Annotated in this window: 4 protein-coding genes; all 4 read right to left on the bottom strand. The window is 44.6% G+C overall.

What is annotated here, in order from left to right; translation table 11 throughout:
* Positions 1-220: 220 nt before the first annotated feature.
* Positions 221-1,114: a DUF2382 domain-containing protein gene (locus IQ270_RS29060; protein WP_193976584.1), complete on the bottom strand. Its 894-nt coding sequence runs from the start codon at positions 1,112-1,114 to the stop codon at positions 221-223.
* A gap of 344 nt (positions 1,115-1,458) precedes the next feature.
* Positions 1,459-2,313 (bottom strand): DUF2382 domain-containing protein, encoded by an 855-nt coding sequence (locus IQ270_RS29065; protein WP_193976585.1) that lies wholly within the window; start codon positions 2,311-2,313, stop codon positions 1,459-1,461.
* A gap of 286 nt (positions 2,314-2,599) precedes the next feature.
* The gene (locus IQ270_RS29070) at positions 2,600-3,115 is read right to left on the bottom strand and encodes a DUF1499 domain-containing protein (RefSeq protein ID WP_193976586.1); all 516 of its coding nucleotides are present in this window, start codon (positions 3,113-3,115) and stop codon (positions 2,600-2,602) included.
* A 68-nt stretch (positions 3,116-3,183) separates the two neighbouring features.
* Positions 3,184-3,479 (bottom strand): adenylate/guanylate cyclase domain-containing protein (locus IQ270_RS29075; RefSeq protein WP_228056804.1); only part of this gene is annotated, 296 nt, incomplete at its 5' end.

Here is a 3,479-nt window from a genome sequence, read left to right on the forward strand (position 1 = left end):
CTATAGCCCATCCCACAATTATGTGTAAATTATTTAATTCACGATCCTAAGGAATGCAAGTCCTCATAAAAATCAATCATATTCTGTCCGATCGACTATCGTAACAAAAACGGTTAGCGCGTGCGGACTAAAGTCCGCACGCGCTAACCAATCTTATCGTTTTCAATCGACAGAACACGATATCAGAGGACTTGCATTCCTTGCTACAAACTAATTTTATTTAACTATCTGAGTGGTTTTCCGTCATCCATTTTTGGTAAGTTTCTTCTAGTTGCTGGTTTTCCAGAACGAGTTCTATGCGGACTTTAACGCAACCGTGGCGGGGTTGAGAGGCGATCGAATTTAAGATTTTGCTAGCTTTCTGCACAGAAGTAAACTCAGCCTTAACAGTCGGTTCCTGGCGATCGCTCTTAATCTCCGTCAAATCTATACCCGTGATACTTCCCTCGCCCAAATCTATTTCGGCCAACACCTTCGGATCGTCGCCGACTTGTTCGACAATCAGCTTTTCCCACTGGATGGGCACTTGTACCATCCGAGTCTCAATTTCTTTGCGGACAATGACTTCGCCGACTTTGCGCTTGCTGCGATTGATCACCAATCGTTCTTCTAGCAGGCGAATTACTTCTCCATCGACAATATCAACATCTTCCTCGGCTTCCTCTGTCTCTAATTGTTCATTTGTGCGATCGGCATCTGTTAGATTTGACATAACTGTTGAGGGATTGGTTGACTCGCTATTGGTAAATTCGCTCAGCGCTTCTGAGGGATGTTCTACAGGCTGAGGCTCGACATTTGCCGAAATTTCCGGCAGCAGTTCGACTTCCTCGGAATTAATACTTACAAACAAAGCTTTTTGGTGATAATCTACTTTTTTTAGCAACTTAATACTTACTAAAAAAATGCGGGGTTTTTCGCTACCTAACCCTGCTACCACAAAGTTTAACTCACCCTTTGCATCAAAATATACATCTTTTATTTTACCTACCAAGTGACCTTGATTGTCTTTAACTGTAAAACTTTTTAGCTTAGTTCTGACTTTTTCCGGCACCCGGTTGAGACGAGTAATTGATTTGGCCGCTGCTATTTTTTCTGCTGATGCTTGACCGCTCATTTTTTAAACTTTTCCTGCTTAAGGATTTTTATTATGAATTGGTTGAGGCGGGGGAAGTGCATAAACTTTGCCAAAACCAGACATTTTTTTTACCCCACCCGCCCCCTTATATAGCAATACGCTTGGGTTAAGAAGACTGGGGGGTAAAAAAAAATACTTTACCCTCTTGAGTCGGCAGGCGATCGGACGAAAGTTTCTCTAAACCTGGTTTCAACTTCGGTCCGAGCGATCGCGTACTGCGTTGTTACATAAGAATTGCTCGATCTTGCCACAATTCAAACCAGCGCGGTGACAGAATTATGCGATCGATCGGCAATTCCTATTCAATACCTGCTGCGGTTGGTTTAGATATTTTTATTCTTATCTACAACTGCAGTGCCGTCCGTCTTAACGTCCAATTCTTCACGGCGCAAGGTTTCTTCGCCTTCAACCGTGCTGCGAACAACTTCTTTTTTGACGTTGACTTCTTCGCGCACGTAGGCTTCCTTGTGAATGTCGGCCGTTTCTTCGTAGACTTCCATCCGCGCAACTTCCCCTGATTTGAAGTCAGCTTCACCGACTGACACTACTTGACCTGCTTCTACAGGCGTTACTCGCTCGATTACGACTCGTTCCTTCTCGATGGGTACTGAAGCTCGCGCTGTTTCATTTTCCACGCGCTTGCCAACTGCTACTTCGCCTGTTTTGGCGCGGGTTTTGTTAGCAATCAAGCGTTCTTCGTAAAGCTTGAGATTTTGGTGCTGCTGTTCGTTGGTTTCGTAGAGGGGGCGATCGAGATCGTAGCTGTAGCTGCTGCGATCGTAGCTAGCAGGAGTTGCAGCGCTGGCGGCAGTGCCTTGATTGCGATAAACGCCTCTTACCTGTTCTTCGCGATCGTAATCTACTGCTTCTAATTCATTGTAAGCAGGCAACTTTTCTGCTTGCTCTTTGCTGCGAAGGCCTGTAGCATAGACGCGACGCGCTCCGTAGTCGAAGCGGGCCGAGCCGATAGGCAGCAAGACTTTTTTGCCAAAAACCCAAATCCCGGTATCAATTACCAGATAGCGGAAACGACCCGTTTCATCAACCAAAGCGTCATAAACGGAGCCTACTTTTTCATCAGAGTCGCCGGCATAAACATCAAATCCCTTGATGTCGTCTCCAGCAAAGATTTCTTCTTGATAATTAGGATAAAATTCTTCTAATTTTTGAAGTGCCATCTATTTTTTCCTCGCTTGTCTACTTAAATTAATACTATAAAGTAATTTATTGACTTACCTCTCCCTAAAGTCTGAAGTGTAGAATTTAGGATGTTTAATACTATAGGAATACTGCCCCGTCTCTTCTGTGCTAGCGAACCGCAGGGACAGGGTGCCGCATCCTGCTCCCCGCGCCGGACACCGCATTGCCCTGTCCTTACTGTTAATAATTGTTAACTACAAGTACAAAAATCAAAGCCCCTCATCTTGCGGAAGAGGGGCTTCGGGAAAGCTAGAAATTTTAAGTTCAGAGTTGATTTAGCTGAGTTCTGATACTTTCTATCCGTTTGCGGTTAACTCCTAAATCCGACTGTCCCAGACGCGAAGCCGATCGCACGTGGATGACTTTTGCGCCATCATCTACCAAAAATTCCACATCATCCACAAACCCCATCAAAGCACTGGTGAACTCCGCATAGAGGTAATTATCAGTTGCCGTGATAATTTTAGTTTTCCCCGACGACTCGATCGCCCCTTTGAGCTTTGCCATTGCCTCCGCCGGCGACGAAGTGTATGCCAAAGGCTCAATTTGGTGTTCGGCATCTTGACTGAAGCTGCTGACGCAGTTGGGGGAAGCAGGGCACGCTGCGAGTTTTCCTGACACAATACCGATATTGGCAGGTCTTTTTCCAGCAAACATTGTTTTTTCTCCGGGAACTAGGATAAAAATAGCGATCGACAGTACCGCTACTGCTACCAGTGATATTAAAATAACTAGGACTCTTTTCAATGCTGTCGGCGATTTTGTTTCAACTGTCTGCAAAGGATTAGCCCTCCTCAAAGTGCAAATTCGATCTAATTTTAATATTAATTGAAATTGTCCTCAAAAAATCAAAAAACTTTACTTTGTTCTTCAATCAACCAATAAGTCAACATTGTTCCTTTACCTTTTATCGAAATCTCACCCCGTTCTTCAAAAACAAACTGGTCTTTCAAACGCTCGTAAGTTGTCGCAGTCACTTGAATTTTACCGGGCAATCCGTTCGACTCCATCCTAGACGCAACATTCACAGTATCCCCCCACAAATCGTAGCTAAATTTGCTAATCCCAATAATTCCCGCCACCACCGAACCGCTGTGAATTCCGATCCGCAATTCAAAACTTTCTCCAACTCGGGCATTAAACC

It is taken from the genome of Microcoleus sp. LEGE 07076 (assembly GCF_015207455.1).
In the GTDB taxonomy this organism is placed as follows: domain Bacteria; phylum Cyanobacteriota; class Cyanobacteriia; order Cyanobacteriales; family Microcoleaceae; genus Microcoleus.